This window comes from Muricoprocola aceti, assembly GCF_025567005.1.
GTDB classification, from domain to species: Bacteria; Bacillota; Clostridia; order Lachnospirales; family Lachnospiraceae; genus Marvinbryantia; species Marvinbryantia aceti.
In genome coordinates, this window is the sequence record NZ_JAOQKE010000010.1 from 39,108 (window position 1) to 65,537 (window position 26,430).

The 26,430-nt window shown below is 44.6% G+C and carries 26 protein-coding genes and 1 pseudogene; 3 read left to right on the top strand and 24 right to left on the bottom strand.

What is annotated here, in order from left to right:
• Window positions 1–344 precede the first annotated feature (344 nt).
• Complete coding sequence (locus OCV47_RS09085; protein ID WP_262654767.1) at window positions 345–1,571, top strand: IS110 family RNA-guided transposase; 1,227 nt, start codon at window positions 345–347, stop codon at window positions 1,569–1,571.
• A gap of 151 nt (window positions 1,572–1,722) precedes the next feature.
• Here the strand turns inward: OCV47_RS09085 and OCV47_RS09090 are convergent, their stop codons facing one another.
• The 6 genes from OCV47_RS09090 to OCV47_RS09115 all read right to left on the bottom strand — a co-directional run bounded on the left by OCV47_RS09090 (window position 1,723) and on the right by OCV47_RS09115 (window position 8,539).
• Complete coding sequence (locus OCV47_RS09090) at window positions 1,723–3,207, bottom strand: AAA family ATPase (protein WP_262654768.1); 1,485 nt, start codon at window positions 3,205–3,207, stop codon at window positions 1,723–1,725.
• Between the two features lie 74 nt (window positions 3,208–3,281).
• Window positions 3,282–4,805, bottom strand: a complete 1,524-nt coding sequence (locus OCV47_RS09095; RefSeq protein WP_331481284.1) for an extracellular solute-binding protein — start codon at window positions 4,803–4,805, stop codon at window positions 3,282–3,284.
• 1 nt (window position 4,806) lies between these two features.
• Window positions 4,807–5,607 (bottom strand): ABC transporter permease, encoded by an 801-nt coding sequence (locus OCV47_RS09100; RefSeq protein ID WP_262654770.1) that lies wholly within the window; start codon window positions 5,605–5,607, stop codon window positions 4,807–4,809.
• On the bottom strand, window positions 5,607–6,401 hold the full coding sequence (locus tag OCV47_RS09105; RefSeq protein WP_262654771.1) for an ABC transporter permease: 795 nt from the start codon (window positions 6,399–6,401) through the stop codon (window positions 5,607–5,609). The genes OCV47_RS09100 and OCV47_RS09105 overlap by 1 nt, the downstream gene beginning before the upstream one ends.
• Window positions 6,402–6,411: 10 nt before the next feature.
• Complete coding sequence (locus OCV47_RS09110) at window positions 6,412–7,851, bottom strand: ABC transporter ATP-binding protein (RefSeq protein ID WP_256300859.1); 1,440 nt, start codon at window positions 7,849–7,851, stop codon at window positions 6,412–6,414.
• 130 nt (window positions 7,852–7,981) lie between these two features.
• Complete coding sequence (locus OCV47_RS09115) at window positions 7,982–8,539, bottom strand: helix-turn-helix domain-containing protein (protein WP_117449412.1); 558 nt, start codon at window positions 8,537–8,539, stop codon at window positions 7,982–7,984.
• A 231-nt stretch (window positions 8,540–8,770) separates the two neighbouring features.
• On the opposite strand from OCV47_RS09115, the gene OCV47_RS09120 reads away from it, so the two are divergent.
• Entirely contained in the window at window positions 8,771–9,670 is a 900-nt protein-coding gene (locus OCV47_RS09120) for an AAA family ATPase (protein WP_262654772.1), read from the top strand.
• Window positions 9,661–11,370 (top strand): hypothetical protein, encoded by a 1,710-nt coding sequence (locus tag OCV47_RS09125; RefSeq protein WP_262654773.1) that lies wholly within the window; start codon window positions 9,661–9,663, stop codon window positions 11,368–11,370. The genes OCV47_RS09120 and OCV47_RS09125 overlap by 10 nt, the downstream gene beginning before the upstream one ends.
• A gap of 9 nt (window positions 11,371–11,379) precedes the next feature.
• Here OCV47_RS09125 and OCV47_RS09130 read toward each other — a convergent pair whose 3' ends face one another.
• The 18 genes and pseudogenes from OCV47_RS09130 to OCV47_RS09215 all read right to left on the bottom strand — a co-directional run bounded on the left by OCV47_RS09130 (window position 11,380) and on the right by OCV47_RS09215 (window position 26,424).
• On the bottom strand, window positions 11,380–11,736 hold the full coding sequence (locus tag OCV47_RS09130) for a SpoVA/SpoVAEb family sporulation membrane protein (RefSeq protein WP_117449414.1): 357 nt from the start codon (window positions 11,734–11,736) through the stop codon (window positions 11,380–11,382).
• Between the two features lie 18 nt (window positions 11,737–11,754).
• Window positions 11,755–12,150: pseudogene (locus tag OCV47_RS09135) on the bottom strand (stage V sporulation protein AD); the annotation flags it as partial.
• A gap of 24 nt (window positions 12,151–12,174) precedes the next feature.
• Window positions 12,175–13,881 carry a recombinase family protein gene (locus OCV47_RS09140; protein ID WP_262654774.1) on the bottom strand — a complete coding sequence of 569 codons (1,707 nt, stop codon included), beginning with the start codon at window positions 13,879–13,881 and terminating at the stop codon, window positions 12,175–12,177.
• A 125-nt stretch (window positions 13,882–14,006) separates the two neighbouring features.
• Entirely contained in the window at window positions 14,007–14,237 is a 231-nt protein-coding gene (locus OCV47_RS09145) for a hypothetical protein (protein ID WP_117449417.1), read from the bottom strand.
• Between the two features lie 118 nt (window positions 14,238–14,355).
• On the bottom strand, window positions 14,356–14,589 hold the full coding sequence (locus OCV47_RS09150; RefSeq protein WP_262654775.1) for a hypothetical protein: 234 nt from the start codon (window positions 14,587–14,589) through the stop codon (window positions 14,356–14,358).
• A 164-nt stretch (window positions 14,590–14,753) separates the two neighbouring features.
• On the bottom strand, window positions 14,754–14,942 hold the full coding sequence (locus OCV47_RS09155) for a hypothetical protein (protein ID WP_262654776.1): 189 nt from the start codon (window positions 14,940–14,942) through the stop codon (window positions 14,754–14,756).
• Entirely contained in the window at window positions 14,917–17,073 is a 2,157-nt protein-coding gene (locus OCV47_RS09160; RefSeq protein ID WP_262654777.1) for a VirD4-like conjugal transfer protein, CD1115 family, read from the bottom strand. The genes OCV47_RS09155 and OCV47_RS09160 overlap by 26 nt, the downstream gene beginning before the upstream one ends.
• Before the next feature lies 1 nt (window position 17,074).
• Complete coding sequence (locus OCV47_RS09165; protein ID WP_262654778.1) at window positions 17,075–18,196, bottom strand: hypothetical protein; 1,122 nt, start codon at window positions 18,194–18,196, stop codon at window positions 17,075–17,077.
• The gene (locus tag OCV47_RS09170; RefSeq protein WP_262654779.1) at window positions 18,180–18,758 is read right to left on the bottom strand and encodes a SpoVG family protein; all 579 of its coding nucleotides are present in this window, start codon (window positions 18,756–18,758) and stop codon (window positions 18,180–18,182) included. Before OCV47_RS09170 ends, OCV47_RS09165 begins: the two co-directional genes overlap by 17 nt.
• Window positions 18,755–19,087 carry a hypothetical protein gene (locus OCV47_RS09175; RefSeq protein WP_262654780.1) on the bottom strand — a complete coding sequence of 111 codons (333 nt, stop codon included), beginning with the start codon at window positions 19,085–19,087 and terminating at the stop codon, window positions 18,755–18,757. Before OCV47_RS09175 ends, OCV47_RS09170 begins: the two co-directional genes overlap by 4 nt.
• Window positions 19,088–19,107: 20 nt before the next feature.
• The gene (locus tag OCV47_RS09180) at window positions 19,108–20,010 is read right to left on the bottom strand and encodes an ArdC family protein (protein ID WP_262654781.1); all 903 of its coding nucleotides are present in this window, start codon (window positions 20,008–20,010) and stop codon (window positions 19,108–19,110) included.
• Between the two features lie 22 nt (window positions 20,011–20,032).
• Window positions 20,033–21,052 carry a DUF5688 family protein gene (locus tag OCV47_RS09185; RefSeq protein WP_262654782.1) on the bottom strand — a complete coding sequence of 340 codons (1,020 nt, stop codon included), beginning with the start codon at window positions 21,050–21,052 and terminating at the stop codon, window positions 20,033–20,035.
• Between the two features lie 48 nt (window positions 21,053–21,100).
• Window positions 21,101–22,129 carry a DUF5688 family protein gene (locus OCV47_RS09190; RefSeq protein ID WP_262654783.1) on the bottom strand — a complete coding sequence of 343 codons (1,029 nt, stop codon included), beginning with the start codon at window positions 22,127–22,129 and terminating at the stop codon, window positions 21,101–21,103.
• A complete protein-coding gene (locus OCV47_RS09195) occupies window positions 22,101–22,265 on the bottom strand; it encodes a hypothetical protein (RefSeq protein WP_262654784.1) in 165 nt (54 codons plus the stop codon). The genes OCV47_RS09190 and OCV47_RS09195 overlap by 29 nt, the downstream gene beginning before the upstream one ends.
• Before the next feature lie 94 nt (window positions 22,266–22,359).
• Entirely contained in the window at window positions 22,360–23,793 is a 1,434-nt protein-coding gene (locus tag OCV47_RS09200) for a relaxase/mobilization nuclease domain-containing protein (RefSeq protein WP_262654785.1), read from the bottom strand.
• Window positions 23,756–24,139, bottom strand: coding sequence for a MobC family plasmid mobilization relaxosome protein (locus tag OCV47_RS09205; protein ID WP_262654786.1), 384 nt, complete (start codon window positions 24,137–24,139; stop codon window positions 23,756–23,758). The genes OCV47_RS09200 and OCV47_RS09205 overlap by 38 nt, the downstream gene beginning before the upstream one ends.
• Before the next feature lie 158 nt (window positions 24,140–24,297).
• Complete coding sequence (locus OCV47_RS09210; RefSeq protein WP_262654787.1) at window positions 24,298–25,218, bottom strand: hypothetical protein; 921 nt, start codon at window positions 25,216–25,218, stop codon at window positions 24,298–24,300.
• Window positions 25,219–25,233: 15 nt separating this feature from the next.
• Window positions 25,234–26,424 carry a hypothetical protein gene (locus tag OCV47_RS09215; RefSeq protein ID WP_262654788.1) on the bottom strand — a complete coding sequence of 397 codons (1,191 nt, stop codon included), beginning with the start codon at window positions 26,422–26,424 and terminating at the stop codon, window positions 25,234–25,236.
• Window positions 26,425–26,430: the final 6 nt, after the last annotated feature.

The window sequence follows — 26,430 nt, forward strand, 5'->3', positions numbered from 1 at the left end:
TAAATACCTGTATCTTGATTAATAAGTCACTAAATAAATATTGTTCAATAGGCTTAGTAAAGCCCATGATATAATTGTCCCAGTGTCAATCAGGTAATAGTTCTTCATACCTCTGTTGAACCAGTGATGGTTGCTTCATAATAAAGTCTGTTCCCCTGACATGGAAGTTAACTTCAAACCGGCTGGCTGTTTGCTTAAGTACATGGACGACCATCTAGCAGTGTGGTTTCGCATCTGTCCATCTTAAGCTGGATTCTTATATGCGAGGGTGTTGATGCTCCATGATCATGGGTTTTACCAAGCCGATTGAACACTTTAATCCACAACGAAAGAAGGTGATCACAATGAACAAACTTTACGTCGGTATTGATGTGAGCAGCAAATCCAATGTCGTTTTCCTGATGCTTCCAAATGGTGATAAACACAGCAACTTTTCTGTTGCTAACTCTCAGGAAGGTTCTACCCAGTTGGTAAAAAGAATCTATTCTGCTTTAACTTCACATTCCCTTGACACGGTTCTGATCGGTCTTGAAGCAACCTCCGCGTACGGAGACAATCTCGTGTACTTCTTAAGGGAAGATGCCACTCTGGCACCGTTTAACAGAAAGATTCACGTCCTCAATCCTAAGCAGGTCAAAAAATTTCATGACTCTTACAATGACCTGCCAAAGAATGATTATGTGGACTCCTTTGTTATTGCTGACTGCCTGCGTTTCGGTAGAATCAACAAAGAGGTATATATGGAAGACTACCGTTATAAAGCTCTCCAAAACCTCACACGAGCACGTTTCTTCGCTGTTCAGAATCTTGTCAAAGAAAAACAGCGATTCATGAATGTGCTGTTCAAGAAGTATTCTACGATGACGCAGGAGAAGGTATTCAGCGATACCTTCAGCAGTACTGCCCTTGCTGTCTACGATGAATTTGAATCCGCAGAAGCACTGGCAAATATGGACTTACATGAGCTTACTGACTTCATCATTGAAAAAGGAAAGAATCGTTTTCCTGATCCTGATGCAGTAGCCAAAGCCATCCAGAAAGCTGCCCGAAGTTCTTACCGTTTACCAAAAACGGTGAATGATTCTGTCAATCAGGTGCTTTCTATATCCATAACCTCCATGAAGGCATTGGAAGTTCAGATCAAAGAGTTCGATAAAGCAATCAAAACGCAGATGGAACTCTTGCCAAATGTATTGGTATCCATTCCTGGTATTGGCCCTGTATATTCAGCGGGGATCATGGCTGAAATCGGTGATATTAATCGTTTTGATAATCAGGCTGCACTTGCCAAATATGCAGGTCTTGCCTGGAAGCAACACCAGTCAGGTGGATTTGAAGCTGAAGTTACAAGGCTCATTCCATCCGGCAACCGATTTTTAAAGTATTATCTGTGTGAAGCTGCATTTTCCCTTGTAAGATGCGACAAAGAATACAGCGACTTCTACCGCCTCAAATACAAAGAGGTAAACAGATGCCAGCACAAACGTGCACTCGCATTAACTGCCCGTAAATTTGTGCGTTTAGTCTTTCGACTGCTGAAAGACAACCGCCTATACAGTCCAGCAAAGTAGATTTCATCTGCTTGTTGGTGAGCTACGCCCTGCTCATTTTTAAAGATTTGATCGACAGGGCTTAGGTGGGTGTTTTTTGTCTTCGTGAAATATATGAAAAAATATATGATTTTTTGTTATTTATTTCTTGACATCACACCGCTGGACTTTCTTAATCCAGCAGCGCATTGACCATCTCTTTGTCAAACACCACCTGTGGTACATGATCTACCTCGATCTGATACAATGTATTGGCTGCAATATGCTCTGCTGCCTGCTCCAGATCACGAATACCGGAAGTATTTCGATAACGGTCGATGACCGCATCCAGTGCCTCCTCGGTTACCACACATTCTTCCTCTCTGAGGCTCATGCGCTTCAGTACTTTTGGAAGTGCAAATCTGGAGAATATCACTTTTTTCTCTTCTGTCGTATAATCCGGAATCTCAATCACTGCAAATCGGGACATCAGCGGCGCACTGATCTGATCTTTTTCATTGGCCGTTGCAATCGGATATACACCGACTGTCGGGATCATACATTCCATATAATTATCCGTAAAGCCCAGATTATCTAAAAGTGTCAGAAGCACATCTGCCGGGTTGCCATTTCCTTTACCGGAATTCGCCTTATCCAGCTCATTGATGATAAATACCAAATTCGATGTTCCAGCCATGGAAAATGCATCCATGATGATACCCGGCTTGGCATTGGCATAAATTCTGGAGCTTCCGGTAAGCTGTTCCGGGTCATTAATGGAACTCATATCCAGTGTGGTCCACGGAAGTTTCAGGATTCTGGCAACCGCATAGGCAATCTGAGACTTTCCAGTACCGGCCGGTCCGATCAGCAGCAATCCGTATGCCGGAAGGGTATGGGTACGGTTGATCTGTATAATAGTTTCTATGATACGCTGCTTTACCCGCTCCATTCCATAAAGCTCTTCATCCAGAATTCTTCTGGCTTCTTTCGGATCAATGGCTTCAAAATAATTATTCTTCCACTGAATATTCATCATAATTGACAGTGCTCTCTGTGCATGGCGCCGTTCTTCCTGAGACACTTCATGGGATCTGGCCACCGCCAGATTCCTTCTTGCCCACAGACGGATATTATCCGGCATGGTTCTGCCTGCACAGGTCATAAAATCTGTGATGCTCTGAATGCTGGTCAGCTTCATATCGTCACCGATCTCTTCCTTGTCATCCTCTTCGATCTCTTCTTCCGGTGCGTTGCTGGCCAGGAGACGTTCAATCATGAACTGAAGAAATCCGTCTTCCGCTGACAGCTTGGTACCGCCGCCAAAAGCAATCTCCCGGATCTTATAAACTGCATAGCCCCTTTCCAGATTCGCTCCTGAAAGACGAACCGTAATATGATTCTCTCCCAGCCAACGAAGCAGACTGATAAATCTTGCATCGATCTTCAGAATATCTGCCTGAATTGTCTCATCCTCTTCTTTAAATTCGAATGCAGTTCTCTTTGTCGGATTCAGAAAAATCCCACAGGAATGATGCTTCCACTGTCTTTTGCTGTTATCCAGCACCATAATCGGCTGCTCCGGTGTCGGCTGTGGATTATCTGAATAGAAAACTTCATAAGTACACTCGGTGATCTTCTTACTCTCTGATGCCCCGCTAAAATCAAATACTGGCATATTTATTTTCCTCTTTCGTAACTGCTCAGTACCTTCACAGTTACAGTGGGTTCTGAACAGTTCCTCTCTTTTATTTAATTCCGGGTATGTTTTTTCATCACTTTTCGTGCTGCACATACCAGTATTACTATACCAAGAATTATGGTAATTGTCCATATCCAGACAGGCACATCATGAATATTAAAACATCTGACACTGACCCACATCTGATTGATATCCTGATTCTGTTTCTCATCAAAATAAATCATAATCGAAGACCGATCCATGGCATCTGCATCCGGATACTGGGCATACAGCTGTCTTTTTACCTGCTCCGCCGGTGCCGTGATAATATAATCCTCACTGTCTGTATCTTCTGTGAAAAAATAAGCCAGATCATAATCTACCGTATCTTCTTCCTCATCTTCTGCGCTATAATTCCAGTCTGCATATTCAAATATTCTCGGGTCATCCCCGCCTGAAATCACAGAGGTATAACCGATATAATACATATTCCTGATGGCATTGTCCGGACGGGAATTGAAGTTAATAAATGCTTCTGCTGCCTGCTGTTTATCTTTGTCTTCTCCGACTCCGTTTTTCAGCATTACCCATCCGTCAAAATAAATATTGGTAGATTCTTCCGGTACCGCATAGTCCAGAAATACCCCGTCTTCTTCTGCCTGATCCATGGTATAGACCGCATCACCGGACCACTGATAATTAGCCAGTACTTTTCCGGTAATCATATCTGCTTTCCCAGAATCTGTTTCAAAAGAATAGGCATTATTTTTCACATCCTGCAGATAATCCTGTACAGCCTGAATGGTCTCAGGCGAGGTATCGTTCATCTCATCCACCAGTTTTTGCCTGTAATCCGGGTCATTTCGGAAACTTTCTGACGTGAGCAGATCAGATTTCAGTGCACCAACGGCTGCAAAATAAGAATCTCTTACATTATCCTTGATGGTTACCTGACGCTTATAGTCTGGGTTATCGAGAATCTTCCAGCTGCTGGCATCCTCTTCACTGACTTCTTCCGGATTATATACAATACCGGTCAGCCCCCACATATAGCCGGCTGCATATTTGCTCCAGGCTTCTCCGTTAATTTCATTTTTCTCAAAAATATTACGGATGTATGGAGATACTCCTTTACTGTAATAATTATTCTCATCTGACGTATCAAAAAAATGTTCGGATAATGGAACAAGCTTATCTTCCGCCATCAGCTTCATGATCATATATTCTGACGGGCAGACAATATCATATACATCTCCCAGTGTCAGCATATTATACAGATCTTCATTGGTTCCAAAGGTCGAATACTCTACCTTTACTTTTACTCCATACGTCTCATAATACCACTGTTCAAAGTCTTCCACCATAGAGTTTTCTCCTATGATATCTCCACTTTCCAGATCAATGGTTTCTTCTTCGTCCCAGTCCCCCAGGTCAATGTATTCTTCCCAGTTACATACCCGTAAGGTCACTTCTTTCGCAGCTGTTGTACCATCTTCCGCACAAACACGGCTGTCATACAAAGATCCAAAAGGATTCATGCCAACTGCCAGCGCCACTGCGGCTGCCAGAGTCATACCGATTTTGATTTTCTTCATTTTATGCATCCGCCCTTTCTGACACTTTTTTATTGGCCTTCAGATTCATCACTGCCACAAGGATCAGTACGATCAGGAAAATGACAGTGGACAATGCCCACAACGCTGTTTTAATCGTAGTCTGAGCTCCTTTGGTTGCATTTACCACGTAGGTACTGATGGTATCAAAGGTAGCCGGTTTGGTATAGGTTGCTACAAAATAATCATCTAAAGATAATGTGATGGCCAGGGCAAATCCTGAGATGATACCCGGCAGAATCTGTGGAATCACTACCTGTGTCAATGCCACAAATGGGGTTGCGCCCAGATCCAGTGCCGCCTCATAGATACTTGGATCCATCTGCCGGATCTTCGGCATAACAGAGAGGTATACAAATGGTGCACATAAAATCACATGACCAACAACCAGCGGTACAAACGTATCTTTACTGACACCGAATACGACTACCAGTAAAATACACAACGAAAATCCGGTCACCACATCTGCATTGACTACCGGCACCTGATTCATTGTGGAAATCGCCTGAGACACTCCTTTTTTCGAATAGAATGCTCCGATTGCTCCCAGAGTGCCAAGCAATGTAGCCAGAATGGCCGCTCCTACTGCAAGCAGCAACGTTCCGCCGATCATCCCAAGAAGCTCTGGCGTAGTAAATAATGTCACATAATTGTGAAGGGAAAAGCCCCGAATAGAGCCAATATTGGCAGCATCTGTAAAGCTATATACAGCCAGAATAAAAATCGGCAGATAGAGGAATAACAACACCAGTATCAAGAACGCACTTTTGATATATTTTTTCATTATAACAGGGCACCTCCTCTCGTATTTTCTTCTCCTGATCCATTGGTCAGTAAGGTAAACAGGCAGATGATTCCCAGCAGAATCAGAGCAATCATGGAGCCGCCATGCCAGTTGTAGGCTGCAAAATAGCTTCCAATCAGACTTCCCATAATGTAAGTGCTGTTATACAGCATATCCAGTACAACATAGTTTGTCATTGCCGGCAGAAATACCATCGACACCCCACTGATAATACCAGGTACCGACAGTGGCAGTGTAATCTTCCAAAATGTCTCCAGTTCACTGGCTCCCAGATCCATAGCCGCCTCGCGCAGCGACTTATCCAGCTTGGAGATTGTGGTATAGATCGGGAGAATCATAAATGGCAGGAAGTCATAGGTCATACCAATCACTGCATTTAAAAATGGATGCATGGCCAGATTTCCTTCCAGTACTGTCAAGACTTCCTTTAATGCTGTGATACGCAGGGAAAAGTTGATCCACATCGGCATCACAAACAGCATCAGTATTACAGATTTACTTTTCATATTACTAAATGCAAGAATATAGGCAATCGGATAGGCCAGAAGAAGACATACTGCGGTAGTGACGATTGCCAGTGCAAAACTATAGCATAGAGTTCCCACTGTGTTCGGATTGGTGAAAAAGCCAGTCAGATTGGCAACAGTGAACTGCCCCTGTCCGTCTGTAAATGCATAATAAAATAACACCAGCAGAGGAGCAATCACGAATACCAGTAAAAACAATGCATAAGGGATGCCCAGGCTTTTTCTGGAAAATGATAATTTACGCATGGTCTCCTCCTTATCTCTTTAAAGCGAATTTCATTTTATCTACTGGCATCAGAAGACCTACCTGGTCATCCATGTTCCACAGATATTCATCATTTACAATAAAATCCTGTTCCAGATCTGTATGGATCACATAACTGTAATGATCTCCTTTATAGATCAGGTTGCTGATGTATCCCTGTACAATTCCCTCTTCCATATTATCTGTCATCCGGATATCAGAAGGCTGGATGGATACCATAATTTTGGTTTTCTTCGGATCAATTACTTCTCCGTGAGCATCCAGAAGCGTACCGTCCTCTGTACGTCTGCTTCCTTTGATGATCCTGGTCACACTGGTATCCAGGATATGTCCATTATATTCCAGATGAAAGTCCGGATTAATATCTGCCGCAAAAATGTTAGTATGATCCTCGGCAATCATAATATGAATATTCTCAGGGTCTACCCGCATTCCCACACGTTCTCCAGGTGTCGCAGATTTAACAGTCTGAATCACCATCTCATTCTTTCCGGATACCACCGTAATCTCATAATGCATTCCTTTAAAAATCACCGAATCTACCACACCAGAAATGATTCCCTCTTCAGGAGCAGTAAGTTCCACATCCTCCGGGCGGACAACAGCAGTAATATGCGTTCCCTGTTCCACATCATCCACACAGGCAAATTCTCCGCCGCAGAAACGAGCCTTTAATTTACCGGTCATGATACCATTAAAGATATTACTTTCTCCGATAAAGTCTGCAACAAAAGCATTTTTCGGTTCATTGTAGATGTCTTCCGGGGTACCGATCTGCTGCATCTTACCTTCTGACATAACAACAATCTTATCTGACATGGTCAGTGCCTCTTCCTGGTCATGAGTAACATAGATAAACGTAATGCCCAGTTCATCATGCATAGCCTTCAGCTCGATCTGCATTTCTTTTCTCATCTTCAGATCCAGTGCCCCAAGCGGTTCATCCAGAAGCAGAATCTCCGGTTCATTTACCAGAGCTCTCGCAATAGCAATTCTCTGCTGCTGCCCACCGGAAAGCGTTGCCACACTTCGATTCTCAAATCCTTCCAGATCTACCAACGCCAGGACTTTTTTTACTTTCTTTTCGATCACATCCTTCGGCGTCTTCTTCTGTTTCAGACCAAAGGCAATATTCTCATAAATGTTCATATGAGGAAATAGCGCATAACGCTGAAACACAGTATTGATCGGTCGTTTATTCGGAGGCAGATTGGTAATCGGCTCTCCGTTTAACAGAATCTCTCCTGATGTTGGAAGGTCAAATCCGGCTATCATACGCAAGGTTGTGGTCTTTCCACAGCCAGATGGACCTAAAAAGGTCACAAATTCTCCTCTTTTTACTTCCAGATTGAAATCAGATACTGCTGAAAATCCGTCTTCATAGGTTCTGGTGATATGTTTCAGTTCAATAATATTGTCTGATTTTCCCATGTTGCTCCCTCTCTTTTTCACTAATATTTTAAAATTTGGATTACACGGATTGTTACGTGCTTCGCACTCTCACTTCTCCGTTCCACTTCGGTCGGTGCTAAGCATGTGCCACTGGCACATAGCACTGTAATCAGAACATCGGCGGCGTACTGACCCAGATAAACTTTGCCGGGCGCTGCCCAGGATTCTCAATACGGTGAATCTTCTTTGCCGGATAATAGAAACTCTCTCCTGCCTTTACATGATAGATCTGGTCTCCCAGAATGACATTCAGCCTTCCCGACATCACATAGCCGAATTCCTCTCCGTCATGGGGCTTATCTTCTTCCAGGCTCTGATGCGGTTGCACCACCACCAGGAGCGGTTCCATTCGATAACGCTGAGCAGTGGGGACAATCCACTGAATACTGTTTCCCGCTTCATCGATCTTTTCAAAATAGCCCTGTTCGGAAAATACTACCTGTTCTTCTTCTGTCTCTTTGAAAAAGTCAGCTGCAGTCGTTCCCAGACATTCGATCAGATCCAGCAATGTCACCACAGACGGAGATACCTGCCCTCTTTCCAGCTGAGAGATAAATCCCTTTGTCAGTTCTGTCCGGTCCGCCAGTTCCTGCTGTGTCAGTCCGTTCCGGTTTCGCAGATCCCTGATTTTCCTGCCAATCTTCTCATTAATATATTCCAGTTCCATTTTTGAAACTTTCGCCTCCGATTCTTTAATGCTAAACTAAAAATATGTTTTTACTAAACTTTTCTCCAAGAAAAAATTATACTACTAATAAACTTTCTGTCAATTATTAATATGATTTTCTTTCTTTTTTCTTTGTATTTATTTAGATACAATCTCACTTCTTTTCCATTTTGTAAAACAGGGGTATAATAATGGTGATTTTGATGTAAATTCACAAAGGAGACCTGATATATGAACTGGATGGATCAGATGGGCATTCGCCCGGAATTACAAAAAGAGGTGGCTCATTTTCGAGAACGATTTGACAAAGACACCGCACCATCTTCTGTCAGAGATGCTGCGGAAGTTCCGCGTTTTCACTATCTTGGAAAAGATATTTTGGAAAAAGCTATCTGTGCCCTGTTGTGTGAAAAGAATCTTCTGCTGGCCGGCCCAAAAGCAACCGGGAAAAATGTTCTTGCAGAGAACCTGGCCTGGATCTTTGGCCGTCCCTGCTGGAATGTTTCTTTTCATATCAATGTGGATGCTTCTTATCTGATCGGAACGGATACTTTTGATGGAGAAAAAGTAGTATTCCGTCCAGGTCCAGTCTACCAGTGTGCAAGGTATGGCGGTTTCGGTATCCTGGACGAGATCAATATGGCAAAGAATGAAGCCATGGCCGTTCTCCATGCTACCCTGGACTATCGGCGGATTCTGGAAGTATCCGGCTATGACCGAATCGTCCTGCATCCTGCTGCCCGCTTCATCGGTACTATGAATTATGGCTATGCCGGTACCAGAGAGCTGAACGAAGCTCTCGGATCCCGTTTTCTGGTTCTTCAGATGCCGACCATCTCAGAGAAACAGCTGGATCTGCTTCTGAAAACGGAATATCCGGAAATCGGACGGAATATGTGCCGCCAGCTCAGTGCCATTTTTTATGAACTGGATGCCAAAGCAGAAAGTGCCGAGATCAGCCCAAGAGTCGTAGACCTGCGGGGACTTCTGGATGCAGTCGCCCTGATGCGTCTCGGTCTTTCCCCTCTGGATGCCTGTGATATGGGACTGACGAATAAAGTCTTTGATGCAACGGAACGCGCTATCATTCATGATGTCATTGCAGCGAGGATACCAAAATCATGGAATTAACACATTCTCTGAAAAAAAGAGCCACGAACATGGTATGGACTGCTGCAGGACGTTATGATTTTGAACCAGTCTATCTGTTCTTTCACAGTAATAACGAACCATCCCTCTATCTGAATACCCTGGAAGGACTGGCTTATCGTACCATGAATCCGGATATTTTACTGCCATTTTTAAAGGGTCTGGACTTTGGCCGTAAGCCGGAAAAATTCCGTTCTCTGGCTCAACTGGTTCTGGAACAGGCAGTCTTCTCACGGGAATGCAGCAGGCGTTCCTCTCTTTCTGCTCTTAGGGAAGAGTATGCCAGACTGCATCTGACCGAATTTCTTCCTGCCGGAAGATACACAGAATTGGGCTGGGAACGTCAGGCACTGATTCACTGGAAACGGGTTCTTCACATGGATCTGACTGATTTTTCCAGGCGAGAACTTTCCCTAGCGGATGCTATGGAAAGCATTGCAACTCTCCCGGATGCAGAACTGGTTCGATCTGCAAAAGCAATCTTTCGCAAATATTATTATTATCAGCCTCTGGACGCCAGGAAATCTGAAACGACAAAGTTTGTAGGGGCCGGTCTGTTTCTTGTGATTCTTGGTCAGTTATTTTCCGGTGATCTGCATATCCGGCTCTCTGATCCTGATAAAAATGGCTTTTCTCCTGTCTTTTCCCGCCTCTATGTAATGGAAAAGCATCTGCTTAGCCAGACCACGGCAAAAGAAGATCATGATTATATGCTCCATACCTTTGGTCCCTGTCTCTTTTCTGACAGCCAGATGGCGCTTTTTGAAAAAACATTTTGTACCGGTTACCATTCCAGAAGTCTTCTCTGGTATGCAGGTGCAACTTCTCCGGACCTGATCTTCGGTGCAGAACAGGAAACACAATATCGAAAAAATCTGCAATATTATCAGAAAGATAAACGCTACTATGAGCGAAGTATCCATCAGATTACAGAACATCTGAAGCAGGCGCTGGAAGAACAGCAGGAACCAGATCTGGTACGGGTACAAAGCGGCCATCTCAATCCGGGACAGGTCTACCGTATTCCTGCCATGCATGATCTGTCTGTCTTCTATCGGGAAATCATCTGGCCTATGCCAGATTTTACCGTTGATCTGGTGCTGGATGCCTCCAGCTCCCGCTGTCAGGAGCAGGAAAGTATTGCTGCGCAGGCGTATCTGATCACCCAAAGTCTGCTGGAGCTCCAGATTCCGGTTCAGGTCACCAGTTTCCGCAGTATTCGTGGATATACGATTCTCCAGTTGCTGAAAACTTATAGGGAAACTGGCACTGCTGATGGTATCTTTCACTTTTTTACTGCCGGCAACAACCGGGACGGACTGGCTTTTCGCGCCATTCGCCCACTTATGGAGCAATATGATACGCCCCATGCCAAACGAATTGTTCTGATCCTGACCGATGCCCTGCCTTCAGATTCCAGACGGGCAGCTTCTGATCATGGCTTATTACGTGGAAAAGATTACCGGGACACTCTGGCCATTGATGATACAAGGGAAGCCATCCGCCAGCTCCGGTCAGAAGGGATCTGTGTGGCTGCCATTTTCTGGGGCGGTGATTATGCTGTCCCATCTCTTCGCAGGATCTATGGGGATTCTTTTATCCGCATCAAACAGATTCAGCAGTTCCCGGATGCTGTATCCGGCCTCCTGATGCGCCTTCTGGATCAGATGCATGAGCAGTAACCCCATGGTTTATTTTTTCATTTTAGGCTGACAGATCAGACTGGCGATATAAGAAAAAATCAGCGCCGATGAAGTTCCTGTAGCCGCTGCCGTAAATCCGCCCTTGAATAACCCTAAAAAGCCGTCTTCGTCCACGGCTTTTTTTACGCCTTCCCACAGATTGTTGCCAAATCCCAGCAGGGGAACTGTCACACCTGCCCCTGCATATTCTTTTAAATACGGGAACAGACCAAAAGCGCCTAAAAAAGTACCGGTCACTACCAGAATGACCATGATTCTTCCAGGCATCAGCTTCGTATTTTCAATCAGAATCTGCACCAGCACACAGACCAGTCCCCCTACCCAGAACGCATTGAAGTATTCCATATTCTTTCATCTCCTTTCTCAGCAATGTTCCAGTATAATGCCATGGGCAATCCCAGGCACGCTCTGGCCTTCATTGAAACTCACCGGAGACATCAGAGCTCCTGTAGGCACGAACAGTACCTGTTTCCAGATTCCTTTCCGAAGGTTTGGCAGAATCAGTGCTGACAATACCGTTGCGGAGCAGCCACAGCCACTTCCTCCTGCATGGGTATCCTGTGTCTCCCTATCATAGATCTCGATTCCGCAGTCCATATGCTTCTGGCTGATGTCATAGCCTTCTTTTTTCAGAAGATTCAGCAAAATCTCCTGGCCTACATATCCCAGATCCCCTGTGATGATCTTATCATAATCCAACGGACCTCTCCCAAAGTCCCGAAAATGTCCCGCTATAGTATCGCACGCCGCCGGTGCCATAGTCAAGTTAACACCATAATTTTATTATGCTCCCAGTAAAATTTCTGTTTTATTCTTGTCTAATATATCTTTATTATTCTTAATATATTCTAATGCCTCTAAATATGGATTCTGATATTTAAATACGATTTTAACTTTCTTGTTCTCATAAATATATATAGTATCTATAAGTGCCACCACTACTTCCCTTGTCAATTTATCTATATTTTGATATTTTACAAATTGGTCAAGGAATTCATTTTTGCTGTCTGCACCTTTTTCAGTCTTTTCTATCTGATCTTGATATTCCATAACTTTCTGAAGTGCATTCTGTTTCTGTAATTCAAAACGCTCCTTCAATTTGACATATTCATTTTTTGTTATCACGCCGCTTTTCCAGTCTGGATACAGATCACAAAGCATATCCTCAGCTTTTTGAACATCACTCCTTGATTTTTCTAACATTTTTCTCAATCTTACTGCTTCTCTGTTTGCATTTTCATTCATATTAATCTCATTGATTGCCTGTTCCATATCTACAGCCAGCGCAATCTGACTTTGAATTGCTGAAAGCACGATTTTTTCCAGATTGTCTATTCGAGTGGAATGTTTGGTGCATGCATTTTTATCAATCTTTACATATGTGCTACAAACATAATAAGCATATTCTCCATAACTATGATGGTGGCATTTTCGTGACATACTCCGACCACAGTCACCACACTTCACAAATCCTGATAATGCATAAAGCTTATTATTTTGAGGTGCCTTTCTTCCCCTTCGTTTTAATAATGACTGAACTATTTCAAAATCTTCTTTTGATATAATTGCTTCATGTGTACCTTTTACTATAATCCAATCATCTTGATTCACTCGTTGCGCCACCTGTACTTTATAACTTTTAATTTTAAGCACTCCCTGTACCAAGTCTCCAATATACATCTGGTTGCTGAGAATTTTTCTAACGGTACTATACCCCCATTTTCCATCCGATATTTTTGCATACTGATTTTTATAATTTATTCCCAATTCCTTTTTATAAGCCGATGGATTTTTTACTCCCATTTCATTTAATTTTTTTACAATGGATATTATACTTATCCCTGAAATATACCATTTATATATGTCACGTACTACGTATGCCGCTTCTTCATCAATAACGAGATGATTATGATCTTGTGGATCTTTTTTATAGCCATAGCAGGCAAATGATCCAATATGCTTTCCCTGCTTTCTCTTCATATCCAGTGAACTTCTTACTTTATTTGATATATCTCTACAATATTCGTCATTTATCAAATTTTTAAAAGGTACTATGATATTATTCATTGACTGGGGATTTTTATAGCTGTCCAATCTGTCTGTTATTGAAATAAACCGTATATCCATCAATGGAAACATCTTTTCTATATACTGTCCTACCTCAATATAATTTCTCCCAAATCTGGATAAATCCTTTACAATAACGCAATCTATTTTTTTTGCTTTTATATCATCTATCATGCGTTTAAATTCCGGTCTTTCAAAATTTGTTCCGCTCCATCCATCATCCACATATACATCAAATACAGATATATCTGATTCTAACTCTACAAACTGGTGCAGTAACTCCTTCTGGTTTCCTATGCTATCACTTTCTGCTTTATCCCCATCTTCTCTTGATAAACGCACATAAAGAGCCGCCTGCCAAATCTTCATAGTTCTGCCAGACCGCTCTTTTTCATTTTCATACAATAATAATTCATTTACCATAGACACAGTATCATCCTCCACTCATAATGAATGGCGTACTATGCTAATGTTCTACACGCTTTTATTATACACGCCATTCCGGACTAATACAACATTTATCTGATTCATCACTATGGTACTTTTTGTTAATTATCCGTAATCACACCTTCCAATAATTTCTGCAAAGTTTTTTCACTATTGTCCCAGATAAGTTCCACCTGATACCCTTCCATCACATATTTATTCACAGATGTTATATTCGGAAGCAACGATTTCATTCTTTTTGAAGGCGGAGATCGAAAATCAATACTATCTGATATCCCATATACATCTTTTAAAACATTCCTATTAATTGAATCATCGTAGTTCAAATCCAAGTTCTCACTTCCTCTCATCCATATTATTCCATTTCTTTCAAACCCTATTCAGTCAACTGACATTCCACTTTTTATAATAAAAACAGCCACATACATTTCTGTACATGACTGCCTTTTTCTACTTCCATGCTGTTTCATAACGCCCGATATACATCGGAACCTGATCTGACAGAAATGCTTCTTCCTGTCTCTGTCCCCTGTATCTCTTCGTACACATGAATATCTTCCCATCCCTGCTTCTGCTGCATAGCCAGTAATCCCGTTCCCCGGTTCCTGCGACTTCTTCCCGGACATCCACGTAATACTCCTCTGATACTTTGTACCGTTCTGCTGTTACGATCTGTTTTTCCACTTTGGCAAACCTCCACTTCCTCTTTTGGCTGCCCCTTAATTTTCCCCATTGCAGTCTATCATACCACGAAAACATGAAAAGGAAAGTATTGACTTTTTGATAAAATTGCAGTATGGAGAGCATTTGTCTCCCTACAGGGCTGTCTGTGTTTTTACTTGTTTCTTTTACGGCAGGCTTTTTCCAATTTCTGTCAGCCACTTTTCCAGCCCGTCCCAGGATGGCTTTTCTTTCGGGCGGATTTCCGTATTCAGCAGTACTTCCGGATCTATTTCCAGGATGACTGCTTTTCCCTGTTTCTCCAGTTCCCGGAAATACTTCAGGTCTGTCTCATTGATCAGCTTCAGGTTTTCCATCTTCTTTTTTCGTCTGCTCCTTTTTTGCTTTCTTTTTGAACCCAAATACCAGTGACCGGTTTTCCGGACAGAAAAAGGCGGCTGCCTCTTTTGGTGACATTTCATGGAATACGGCATTTTCCTCTGTCCAGTCTTTCTGCATATCCGCTTTGGAAAATGCCCCGACAATTGTATGTGCATGCAGGATACCGTCTGCCGCTTTTACCGTTTTTGCTTCGACTGACAGTGCCACGCTCATGAGATGTTCCAGCTTGCCGGTCTGGTTATAGCAGACATGGCTAAGCAGGTAGGCATTCCCGGCACGTACCTTTTCCAGTTCCTGAAATACTTTGGATTCTTCATAAACACAGTGGTACTTTTCAATCTGCCGGACATAGGATTTTACCAGTGTCACTCCTCCGCCATCCAGATAAAACCGTTTCTGCCCTTCCCTCAAAAGGCTCTCCTTTTCCGCCTTTGACATATACGGGCCAAGTTGTTCGGATTCCAGATAGGCTTTGCTCTCCCAGGTATGGTACTTATCATCCATGACGGCATCGTAGCCCTTGATAAAGATCAGACATCTGCGGTTGTCCATCTTTCTTACCTCATCCGGCATCAGGATCTCCCGGCCAAGGACATCATAATTGTTCGAACTGCTTCCATGGCTCCCTTTTGTTTCCCCATGGGATTTTTTATCAATCGTATACTTGCCAAGGAGCTTGCTGATGTATTCATGTGTCCCCTGCTCATTGCCGCCAAGGTAAACAAGCGTGTCACAGTTACCTGTCAGCGATTCCCAGTCATCCTTAAACATGGATTTGATCTGTGCAATGTTCTGGATGATGATATTGGCACTCATGTTTCTGGAACGCATGGTAGCCAGCACGTTGATAAAGTTTTTTGGCAGTGCGATATTGGCAAATTCATCGAGCCAGAATGCCACATGGACCGGAAGTTTCCCTTTGTGTTTTTTGTCCGCAATCAGTTCCAGTTCCTGGAACATCTGCGTATACAGCATCCCGCAGATAAAGTTGTAGGACTTGTCGTTATCCGGGATCTTCAGAAACAATGCCACTTTCCGCTCCGGGTTTTCAAAGACGCCTTCCCCAAAGGATGCAAAGTCCATGTCATCGGTTTCCAGAATGCGCAGAACCTTTGGATTCTGCAAAAATGCAAGCCTTGCATGGGCGGATATGAAAATCGACCGGATCGTATCCTGTGCCCCGCCACGCACCTTTTCATAGGTGACACGGGCCGGATGGTCTAACGGGAGCTGTTCCATCAGCCTGTCCAGGTCAGACTTTTCGCCCTCTTTTGCCGGGACTTTTGCCATGTTCAGCATTTCCATAAAACCGGGCATGTTCGCTTCTCTTCCCATTTTGGGAAACTCGTACCAGACGTAGGACATTAACGCCTGGTGCAGCATGGACTCCGCGTGTTCCCAAAACGGATCAGACGGGCTGGATTCCTTTGGCGTGGTATTGGCCATCATGTTGGTAATCAGCTTAATGATGTCTTCATCCGAATGGATGTATCGGAACGGGTTGTACCGGTCCGATCCGTCAAAATCAATCAGGTCAAGGACACGCACCTCATAACCATGCTGCTCCAGATAGCCGCCACAGTCTCTCAGAAGTTCCCCTTTGGGGTCTGTCACGACAAAACTGGTTCCGCACTGGTACAGGTTCGGTTTCACCTCATAAAATGATTTTCCGGAACCGGAGCCGCCAATGATGACCGAATTGGCATTGACGTTCTGCATGTCGTATTGAAGCCTGGCAGTCTGAGACAGAATTTTGTTTTTCTCCGGCTGCTGGAAGTTACAGGTATAACGGTTCAGTTCCTTTGCCGTCAGCAGCCTGCTGGTACCAAACTCTCTGCCCGGCATGAAAATCCTGGTATCTGCCATTTTGTACAGAAAGAAAAGACCCCACAAAAAGGATAAAAACACCGTCAGTAAAACTGAATTTTTTGTGATGAGCGGGGCTCTCCATGGATCGGTCAGGGCAAGGATCATGGTGTCCTCGAAATTCTCTATCGTTACTTGATGGAAGTCCACCCGACCGACAGCCAATCCAACATAAATCAGGAACAGCAGAAGGATCACGTAAAGACCAGCATTCTTTTTCTGGTTGTTTCGGTTGTCCATGTTACCTTACCTTCTGTCTGCCCTGTTCCCGCAACTTTTCCGGGAAATTTTTGATGGTTTCTGCCAGAGTGCCAAACGGCTTTTCCTGACTGAACACAGGCATTCCCTCTGTCTGCTCTTCTGCTTCCTGTTTTGACAAATTCAGCATCTGCATGATCCGGCTTCCACTGTCATATGAAACCGCTGGCCGTGCTCCTTTTTTCGCTGTTTCTCTGACCTCCTCCAGATCTACCACCGGGTAGCTCTCCTGGCTGTCAAGGATGCAGATATCTTTTCTGTGTCTTTTCCCTGCCTCTGTATATAGCTCCACTTCCGGTTCTTCCTTGTCCACTTTTTCCAAACCTTGCGTTTTTGGGCCCCGCTCTCTCAAATCCATTCGTTTCGGATTCCATTCTTCTGCCTTAATAATATGCTCTCTTGGAATCACCACGCCTTTTCCATCCACCGTCTCATACAGTCCCCACTTTTCGTTTTCCGCCAGCGGCTCCTGTTCAAAGGTCTGGCTGGTTTCTGACATGACCTGTTCTCGTAATTTTGCCATGCCGGACAGCAGGATATCCTCTTTCGGCTCCTCTGCCGGTTTCCTGTCTTCACCGGAAACCGTTCTGGCCGTTTTCCTCTGCTCTTTTTCCAGTTCTTCTTTTGCAGAAATTTCCAGGTCTTTTAGTTCCTTTGTTTCTTTGCCCTTCTCATCCCGCCCGGTTTCGGCATAGTCCATGGCAGAGATGAGCCCTGCCGCAGTCTCACGGCAGGGTCCATCCTTGTGGTCCAGCAGGAAGGCCTTTACTTTTCCGATGTCCGAAGCAGCAACGGCGTACTGGGTTCTCCCATCCCCTCCGCACAGATCCGGCAGCCTCGCAAACAGGATCTGATGGGCTTTTAATTCCTTTTCGATGCCTTTTAATTTTTCTTCCTTTTCCGTGGAAAAATTCAGGTAGATCAGGTTGTCACCCTTGATTTTTCGCAGGCGGGTAAGGTTCGTTTTGCCTTTCCATTTGGACAGATACAGCGTGTTCCAAAGTTTCATCTGGATCAGGGCAGCCCGGTAAGTCAGCTTCGTAACCACGCCAAATACCTGGCCGGATATCATGATGATCTGCAGGGCATCACTTACTTCGCTCATGCTCTTGTTTCTCCTTTCCGGGCAGTTTCTCCTGCTCCGCAGCTTTTTTGTACGCTTCCAGAATTTCCTGATTCAGCATCTCAAGGAACATGACGTGGTACGATGCAGGGCAGACGATCTGGTACGGCTGGTTCCGGTACAGCCCATGTGGATAAAGCACGTACAGGCTTCCCCGTTGTTCCCGGATCTGGATTTCACGGATCTCCATACAATCTTTATAGGTAAGCGTTGCAATCCCTCGGATATATTCCGATCCCTTCACCAGCCGTATGGAGATCCTGATATCCTCTATGCAGTAGTCCCATCCGACATTCTCTCTGACCAGCCTTGCCACTTCCTGCAGTACCGCCGTTTCTACTTTTTTCTGAATCTCCGGATCTGTGAAATGCACCACCTCTTTCTCTTCCTTTCCTACCTTCCTTTTCGGGAAGTAGACACGTGTCTCTTCTCCATTCTGGAAAACCTTTACCTGCTGTATCTCTATCAGGTCATCCAGAATGACATCCCCGACCGCAAGAAGCTTTTCCTGCCCGATGATTTTCATGTTTGCTGTGATGTTCATGTTTCTATGTTCTCCCCTGCATATGCCTCCCCGGTTTTCCTATCCATCTCTTCCACCACCCTGCCTGTCAGCATCACGCCTTCTGGCACTGCCTGTTCTTTCATGAGGAATGCCTGCGCCGCTTCCTGCGGGGTATACAGGATATGGTATTTTGATCCAAACTCTGCCATGAGGATACGCTCATAGTTTTTCAGCCACTTTTCATGTTCCTTCTGCTCCTGTTTCTGCATCCGTTTTTTTAACAGTTCCCGTCTTTCCTGCATTCTCCGGATTTCCTCTTCCATCTTTTGCATCTGTTCTTCAGTGCGTTCACTCTGCTGCTGTTCCATTTTCTCTGCCCTCCTCTTCCTTATCTGCACATGGCTTTTCGTTCCTCTTTTCGTTCCAGTTCTTTTTGATAGGCCCGTTCCATGCCCTGTATGATCGCTTCTGCCGTTGTCTGGATGGTAGTCAGGGATGCCAATAGCTCCGGCACCTCTTTTCCGGATGACCAGCCTGCGATATACCCAAAGCTGTTTTCATCCGTCCGGTTTCCAAAGTAACTGTTCACCACAAACGCCACCGATTCCGCTTCCACTTCTTTCGTCCTTCTGTCCTTCCTAATGCCAGTCAATGCCTGTTCTTCCTCCAGCATTTCCTGGTTATGCAGCATGGCGTGGCTGAGTTCATGGATTAATGCTGCGGCGGTCTGACGTTCACTCATCCCCTCCCGGATGCAGATCCGTTTTTCCGTATGGCTGTAATATCCATCTACTGTGTCTTCCATTGGTTCATAAGATACCGGCACCGGGGAGATCCCGCAGACGGCCGAAAAAAAAGTAGGGAACTGTTCCACTTCTCCATGAAGGCTTTCCACGATGGATGGGAGCTCCCTGCCCTCCGTCTGGGAGACATCAAACACATGCACGACCCGGAAGCCCCGAAGCATGTAAAAAAGATCCGGTTCTTCCTGATCTTTGGTTTCCTCATCCACTTCTGTTTTTTCCTTTTTCGTCTTGTAGGTAACCGGAGCCAGGATCTGGATTCCTTTTTCGCCTTTTTTCACCTGACGCCCAAACTTACTTTTCCAGGTCTGGTAGCCCGCCACATGGCTTGCAGCCGGTCTCTGCAGGTAAATCAGAAGCGTATTGTTAAAGCTGTAATGTGGGAACTTCGCCATGGTCCTCAGATAACTTTTATACTTTTCGCTGTCAAAGATCCCGGTGACCCCATCCACCAGTTCATCCATCAGTTTCTTTACCTGTTCATCCATTCCTCACATCCCCTTTGTGCTTTTATAAAACCGGTGCAGACATGGGAACTGCTTTTTCCTGTGCCGCATGTTTCTTTCCATATTTTTCCGGATCCTTTTCTGCATTTCTGACATACTGGCCGGCATTTTCCAGGACGTGTGCATAAGCAGAATAATGCTGTACCTTATCTGACAGGAAATCCTCTTCACTTACCTCACTCCTGTTCACTGACTGCACCAGTTCTGCCATTTCTTCCAGCGACATGGCATCCTCCTCCGGGAGAAGGATGACTTCATGTTTGGATGACGGCAGTACATAATAATCCCCTTTCAGTTCTTTTGCGATCCTATCCTGGATATCCGGATTCATAATACCTCCTGCACCAAACTTCTGGTCCTCATTGGTAAGGATATACATAGGCACAGGGGATATCCCGCATCCCGGGACCGCCTTAGTCAGGAATTCGCCTATGTTCAAAAACATCATATTCTTTTTTGCGTTTTCCATAGCTGCCCTGTGGATCTCTTCTCTTGTCGTTCCCCACTGTTCCATGATTCCGTCCGTGATCTTGATGCTGCTGTTTTTGAGTGGATACCCAGCCACTACATAATACTGTGCGAAATCCCCCTGTTGTTCATGCACCACGCCGGACAGCATCTTCTGGTTTTTCTCTGCATCGCAGATATATACCTGAATATTTGGTTTCATTTCTGCAAAATCCAGAAAACGCTCCATCGAGATCTGTTCGGTTTCCTTAAGCGCCCCGCAAAAAACTTCTCCCATCTGGAAGCAGATTTTCCGGTAATCCTTTTCTCCGAGCATTTCCATATCCTGCATATCTTTTTCTTTCATATAAGCATTTAACAGATCCTCCAGATAAACACATGGTGCAAGGGAACTTCCATCCGCTTTTTTCACAGACAGGCTGATACCGGTCTTTTTTCTGTCATTTGTCCGCACTACCGTTCTGGTATCCAGGTCACAGTCCTGATATTTTTCAGGCACATATTCTTTGATATGCTGGCAGATATAGGCCAGCAGTTCTTCTTTCTTCTGTTCCATTTGTATGTTTCCATCCTTTTCTTATCTTTTGCCTTTTTTCAGAAAAGCTTATCCACGTACCATCCCTGTCCGCTGCTTTGCCGTTTTCTCCTGTTCCTTTCCATACTTTTGTGGATCCGCTTTTACTTTTTTCTGGTACTGGCAGGCATTTTCCAGGGTCTGTGCCGACGCTGAATAATGCTGCACATGGTAGGATAAAAGATCTTCTTCCCCCACCCGTTCATTGGCCATTTTTACTTCTGCTGTCAGATCATCCAGATCTGTTTCCGGATTGTCTGACACAATCAGGACTTCATGGATCGATGACGGGAGCACGTAATAGTCCCCTTCCATCTTATCGGATACCAGTTTCTGGATATCCGGATGTAAAATCATCCCTGCGCCATAACAGCCTTTTTGATTTGTCAGTACATACATGCCTCTTTCTCTGTTTTTTTCCAGTTCGTCTTTTGTGCAGGCCCCTTCCATAAATTCTTCCATCGGTACCAGCCGCATTTCCTGTTTCATATTTTCCATCGCTGCTTCCCGCAGTTCCTCTTTTGAAACTTTCCACCCCTCCAGCATACGGTTTGTAACCTTCAGCATGGTATCTTTCAGAAGAAAATCTGCAAGATAATAATATTGTGCAAAATCTCCCGTCCCGTCAGAAACCAGTGTTTTCAGCATTTCCCGGTTTCTGTCCGGATCACAGATCCCAGCACGCAGGGCTGGCTTTACGTATGGAAACGAATGGATCTGGCTGGCTTTTGCAAAATCAAAGTCCGATCTGGTCATTCTGTTTGCTGCATACACAGATGCCATTTCCCGGCAGATCTTCTGGCAGGTCTTTCTGTCCCCGGCAATCTGTTCCAGATCCCGATACACTGGATATTCATATTCTTCTAAAAAACTTTCCAGAAACAGGCAGGCACTGACATGCTCCATTTCCCCCTTTTCTGAAACGATGACCGCCGTCCGCTTCACATCATTTTCTTTCAGGATCTCTTCTATCCTGATCCGGTATTTTTCTGTCTGCGGGAGGTAGTCCGGCAGATGATCTTTCATATATTCAGCTAATTTTTTCTTCATCTGCTCCATCTGGTTTTCTCCTTCCAGCAGATCTTACGCCTTCATAAAACGTATACATCCGCATCCTGTTCTTTCCTGTATCCTCCGGTTTGCTCTCTTCCAATGTTATGCTTCCGCCCTTTGGCAGCGTCATCTGATAATCCATCTCTGGTCCTCTCTTTCATTTTTATTTTCTGCGATATGTGGTAGTAGGTCTTTTTTCTTTCAAAACGGCAATGGCATCACCTCTCCTCTTTCGTTTATTCTGTCAGTTTTCTGCTTCTCTCTATCTCTGTCCTTCCCAGATTCAGTTCCTGATCTTTTTCTGCATCACTCAGGATTTTCAGTTCCTGGTTCAGGTCTTTTTCTGTCATGCGGTATTCCTTCTGCTTTTCTTTTAGATTTTTGTAACGGCTCCTCACCTCTTCCAGTGTCCCGTAACGTTCCACCTCGGATAAAAGCTCTTCTGCTTTTTCATATGCTTCCGGCAAGCCTTCCATGTTTTTCATAAACCGCTCATATTTTCGCAGTGCCACAAATGCTCCGCTTTTCCGGATTCTGGTGGAGGTGATTCTTTTCTGTTCCATCAGATACTTCTTTTCTCTGAAAAGCTCTTCCTTTCGTTCCTGCAGATCATCCACGGATTCGATATCGTGTTCTACCAGATAACGGATCACATCAGCCAGCCTCGTCACTTCCAGTATTTCCTTCCGGTTCGCCGCCCAGCTCAGTTTCCTGTACTCCGGTTTCCGGATAAAAAAGGTCTGGTTCCATCTGCGGTAAAACTGTTTCTGGTACTCCGGCATCTTCCAGCCAGGTGACTTCTGTATCCTGGCACAGATGATGTTTTGCATCTCCCTCTGGCTGCCATAAGTTGCCATCCGGTAATCCAGTACATCTCCATACTCTTTGTTTTGAATCCGCTCTGTCAGTTCTTCTTTCGTGTATCCCATTCCCAGACGGCTGGTACGGACGGCCTGCTTTCTTCCATCTGGTTTTAATGATAAATACTTTCCGCTTCGTACCTGATAGCCATGTTCCGCTAAATAGGAAAGAAATGCTTCGTACGTGTCACTGTATTCTATGGCTTCGTCAATATCATCCCGGATGATGTCATACCAGCTGTACCCGGCCTGTTCCTTTCCTAATTTTTTCTGCTCCTGTTCATGCTTCCATTCTCCGTAAGTTTTCCCGGTTTTCTGATCTGGTTCCAGAACGGAAAAACCATACTTTTGGCATAACCGGTCCGTGATGGGCTGTATCCGTTTCTCCCAGTCCCCTCTTGGAGAATGGAATTTTTTTCCTGTTGTTATCCCAACCGAATCAAACGTGATATGCGCATGAAGGTGCCCCGTATCGTTATGGACGGCAATCAGGTACAGATAGTCTTCCCCCAGAAGCTCTGTGGCAAATTCTTCTGCAAAAGCCAGGCACTGCCCCGGCGTGATCCTTTCATCCGGTGGAAAGGAAATGACATAATGGAAGCCCTGTGTACCGTCTTCTTTCTCCCAGTACGCTTTGTTCCTCATCATGCTCCGGTAAGCCATCTCCCATGTATGCCCGGCTGTTCCTCCAATATAGGTTCCCTGCATGGTTTTCTCCGGCCTGCAGATATAGCAGAGATTATGTTTCAGATGCCCGGCCCTGTTACCAGATTTACGCTCTTTCAGACGCAGCAGCTTTGTGATTGCCATGCCTTTTTCTCACTAATTTCCGATATACCTTTTCGTAAGATTTATCCAGCCTGGTTAAAAGTCTGCTCAGTGCATCGGTATCTTCTTTCATTACAAAACCTCTTGCATGGCTCGCCTTTACGATCTGATTGATATTATTTCCGATTTTCCGGTTTAAATAGTCCAGATCCCTCAGGGCATCCATGATCTCAACCGGCTGTTCCCTTGCGGTTCCATGTAGCGCACAGTTACGGACATAGGCAGATCTGGTTTGATGGTTCTTTCGGCTAAGTTCATTGATCTGCCGGATTTCCCACTCGCTGCAGCGGACAAGGATCACCCTGTCCTTGTTATTTTTCTTTCCCATAATCTTTTTTGGCTCCCCCTTTTTCCTATATTTCCCGGTGCCAGAACACCCATCTTTCTTGCGGTTTTTCTCTATCAGATAAGTAAATGGCAAGATACGCATTTGTATATACAAACGCACTTGGCAGGGAGTTCCCTGCGACCCCGTATTTGCTAATGTTATGAGGCAAATTCCCATGATCCGCTGTCCAGCCAGTAGATGCCCGTAACCACTGATCCGTCTGATACGGAAAAAGTCACTTCTGCCCTTCTGGTGTCCGGATCAATCTGATAGTCTGTCACGGCAGCATCTGTGGCTGCCTGATTTCCTCTTCCATACAGGTAGTGGTACAGTTCATACTGAAGCAAATATTCATTTCCGATATAATTCTTCAGTTCTTCCGGGAGATGCCGGATGGAAAATCTGGATGCATCATAAGCGTTTTCAGTTTCCTGTGTCCTGCGATTTTCTGTTTCCGGGGCAGTCCTCTGCTCTTCCAATACTTGCGTATCTTCTGTCATTCTGATCGGTTCCTCTTTTTCGGTTTCCGTTTCTTCCTGTTTCTTTTCCTTTAAGGCAAACAAATAAAAATCCGGAAGTTTTGGGAAAAACGTTACGATGAGCTCTTTGCTTGTCTCACTCCCAAGCTCTGCCAGATAAACCTGCGATGCTGCGGAAGATCCGGTAAGTTCTCTGGTAAACCGGACACTGGATGCTGTCAAGTTCCGGTCTTTCAAAAAAGAAGAGAGTGCCGTTACAAATGCACTCTCCTGAAAATTCAGTTTCTTTTTTTCTTTGCCCGTCAGCCCGGATACCCGGATCATCCCTCCAACCGTTGCTTCTGATTCTTCTCCAAATACCCATTCTAACGGAATTGTGTAACTTTCCACTTCCGTCTCTGCTAATTTCTGGATATGCACCTGTGCGGGCTTTTTCTCCACTACAGCCGGTTCCTGTCCTGTAAAGAACACAGCCGCTGCAAGTACGATCAGGATTCCTGCAGCCAACCAGCCATACCGGAATGTCTGATGCTCCTGCTTTGCTTCTGTCTGCACTGGCATCAGCCTCTGCTCCGCTTCCAATCTTTGCTTTTCTTTCATTTAGCTCCCCTTACTTTAAAGCCCCTCGTAGGAATAGGCTTTTTCTTTTTTGTTATAGGTCCCTTTGATGGTTTTCCCGGTATTTAACTTGATCTCAAACGTTGCCTCTTCCTTTTCCACGTCAATCTTGTGGCTACTCATGGTTCCCACAATCTCACCTGTCAGCTTTTTGGATAACACATACTCAAATGCCTTGTCGTAAAACTTGTCTTTCCCACCGCAGTAATCCAACAGGTTCTGTGACACTTTCAGGATATCAAAGGAAGTGGTGACCGTCCTTGTTTCGCCTCCGGATGCCCCGGTGCTTCCAGAGGACCTTCCTGCCGATCCGGTCGTTATCGTGCTGCTCCCGCCGATGCTTCCATTTCCAGATGTTCCATACCCGGATGTCCCGCCGGTACTTTCCGGACTATCCGTTTCATTCTCGCTTTCAGCCTCTGCTTCCGTCAGTTCGGAAAAAACATATTTTTTCTCTTTTACAAAGAACGTGGCAAGCAGTTCCCTTTCCGGGTCTTCATTCAGGTAAAGGTAATGGTATACTTTATCACTGTCCTGTTCCCCGTCATAGGCCCGTTCTTCAAATGTGATATCGGTCACATCCGAATAACTGCTTCTGGCGGAATCCACATGCAGGGAATCACCGAACTGCTGGATAAACTCTTTATCATCAAATAAACCGTTATAGCTGACCAGAATCTCTGAGGTCACACCATGCAGCGTGATATCATAGCCATCCGATTTTTCCGTTTCTTCTGTCTCAGTCTCGCTGTAGGACAGCATCTGATCTGAAAAACTGAAATTCATAATCACATCTGCCTTTGGCATGACAAAATTGATTCTTTTCTCCGTTGTCTCCGTATCCAGAACCGAATAGTTGATTCTGCTTAAGTTCGTATCCTGCATATCCAGATCTTTAAATTCCTTTCCATCTTTTGGGGATACCAGGATCGTCACAAACGTATCTTCCGGTATGGACAGGATCGTTGCCGTTCCTGCATCTTCTTTTAAATACTCCTGATTGAATGCAAACCCGGCATCACTGCTTTTATACAGGGTCACCTCATGGGACACGGCTTCGGTTTCCGGTTCCTCTATTGGAATATCATTCTGATGCTTTTTCACGTTTAAAAAAATCAGGATTGCAAATACCATTACCATAAATACACCGGTAATCACAGCCGGAAGTTTGCTCTTCTTCTTATACATATCCAT

Bases quoted from the DNA above. Each gene is read 5' to 3' on its own strand.
- OCV47_RS09090 (WP_262654768.1), bottom strand. From the start codon at position 3,207: ATGCCAGTATTTGATTTTAGCGGGGCATCAGAGAGTAAGAAGATCACC.
- OCV47_RS09125 (WP_262654773.1), top strand. From the start codon at position 9,661: ATGGAATTAACACATTCTCTGAAAAAAAGAGCCACGAACATGGTATGG.
- OCV47_RS09140 (WP_262654774.1), bottom strand. From the start codon at position 13,881: ATGGTAAATGAATTATTATTGTATGAAAATGAAAAAGAGCGGTCTGGC.
- OCV47_RS09205 (WP_262654786.1), bottom strand. From the start codon at position 24,139: ATGGGAAAGAAAAATAACAAGGACAGGGTGATCCTTGTCCGCTGCAGC.
- OCV47_RS09165 (WP_262654778.1), bottom strand. From the start codon at position 18,196: ATGAGCGAAGTAAGTGATGCCCTGCAGATCATCATGATATCCGGCCAG.
- OCV47_RS09215 (WP_262654788.1), bottom strand. From the start codon at position 26,424: ATGTATAAGAAGAAGAGCAAACTTCCGGCTGTGATTACCGGTGTATTT.
- OCV47_RS09085 (WP_262654767.1), top strand. From the start codon at position 345: ATGAACAAACTTTACGTCGGTATTGATGTGAGCAGCAAATCCAATGTC.
- OCV47_RS09185 (WP_262654782.1), bottom strand. From the start codon at position 21,052: ATGGAACAGAAGAAAGAAGAACTGCTGGCCTATATCTGCCAGCATATC.
- OCV47_RS09120 (WP_262654772.1), top strand. From the start codon at position 8,771: ATGAACTGGATGGATCAGATGGGCATTCGCCCGGAATTACAAAAAGAG.
- OCV47_RS09130 (WP_117449414.1), bottom strand. From the start codon at position 11,736: ATGGAATACTTCAATGCGTTCTGGGTAGGGGGACTGGTCTGTGTGCTG.
- OCV47_RS09170 (WP_262654779.1), bottom strand. From the start codon at position 18,758: ATGAACATCACAGCAAACATGAAAATCATCGGGCAGGAAAAGCTTCTT.
- OCV47_RS09095 (WP_331481284.1), bottom strand. From the start codon at position 4,805: ATGAAGAAAATCAAAATCGGTATGACTCTGGCAGCCGCAGTGGCGCTG.
- OCV47_RS09210 (WP_262654787.1), bottom strand. From the start codon at position 25,218: ATGAAAGAAAAGCAAAGATTGGAAGCGGAGCAGAGGCTGATGCCAGTG.
- OCV47_RS09190 (WP_262654783.1), bottom strand. From the start codon at position 22,129: ATGGAGCAGATGAAGAAAAAATTAGCTGAATATATGAAAGATCATCTG.
- OCV47_RS09155 (WP_262654776.1), bottom strand. From the start codon at position 14,942: ATGGAAAACCTGAAGCTGATCAATGAGACAGACCTGAAGTATTTCCGG.
- OCV47_RS09115 (WP_117449412.1), bottom strand. From the start codon at position 8,539: ATGGAACTGGAATATATTAATGAGAAGATTGGCAGGAAAATCAGGGAT.
- OCV47_RS09180 (WP_262654781.1), bottom strand. From the start codon at position 20,010: ATGGATGAACAGGTAAAGAAACTGATGGATGAACTGGTGGATGGGGTC.
- OCV47_RS09110 (WP_256300859.1), bottom strand. From the start codon at position 7,851: ATGGGAAAATCAGACAATATTATTGAACTGAAACATATCACCAGAACC.
- OCV47_RS09195 (WP_262654784.1), bottom strand. From the start codon at position 22,265: ATGGATTATCAGATGACGCTGCCAAAGGGCGGAAGCATAACATTGGAA.
- OCV47_RS09200 (WP_262654785.1), bottom strand. From the start codon at position 23,793: ATGGCAATCACAAAGCTGCTGCGTCTGAAAGAGCGTAAATCTGGTAAC.
- OCV47_RS09175 (WP_262654780.1), bottom strand. From the start codon at position 19,087: ATGGAACAGCAGCAGAGTGAACGCACTGAAGAACAGATGCAAAAGATG.
- OCV47_RS09100 (WP_262654770.1), bottom strand. From the start codon at position 5,607: ATGAAAAAATATATCAAAAGTGCGTTCTTGATACTGGTGTTGTTATTC.
- OCV47_RS09160 (WP_262654777.1), bottom strand. From the start codon at position 17,073: ATGGACAACCGAAACAACCAGAAAAAGAATGCTGGTCTTTACGTGATC.
- OCV47_RS09105 (WP_262654771.1), bottom strand. From the start codon at position 6,401: ATGCGTAAATTATCATTTTCCAGAAAAAGCCTGGGCATCCCTTATGCA.